Source organism: Sphingomonas sp. 10B4, assembly GCF_035019905.1.
Taxonomy (GTDB): domain Bacteria; phylum Pseudomonadota; class Alphaproteobacteria; order Sphingomonadales; family Sphingomonadaceae; genus Sphingomonas; species Sphingomonas glacialis.
Map to the genome: position 1 here is coordinate 1 of NZ_JASJVC010000450.1, position 252 is coordinate 252.

A 252-nucleotide genomic window follows, 5' to 3' on the forward strand; every position below is an offset into this window, starting at 1 on the left:
TTTCGCAGTTATTGAAGCTGCGGGTAAGTCCGAATTAAAAATCGGTTTGAAATATTACGCAGGACGTCCTGTTATTGAGCGCTTGGAGCGTGTTTCTCGCCCTGGTCTCCGTATTTACAAAGGTAAAGACGAGATTCCAAATGTGATGAACGGTTTGGGCGTGGCCATTGTGTCCACACCAAAAGGCGTCATGACTGACCGCAAAGCGCGCGCAACCGGTGTCGGTGGCGAAGTTATTTGCTACGTCGCCTA

At 49.6% G+C, this 252-nt stretch carries 1 protein-coding gene; it reads left to right on the forward strand.

Annotation, left to right across the window (positions count from 1 at the left end; translation table 11 throughout):
• On the forward strand, window positions 1–252 hold a 252-nt coding region (rpsH, locus tag QN347_RS20455), incomplete at both ends, for a 30S ribosomal protein S8 (protein WP_323494496.1).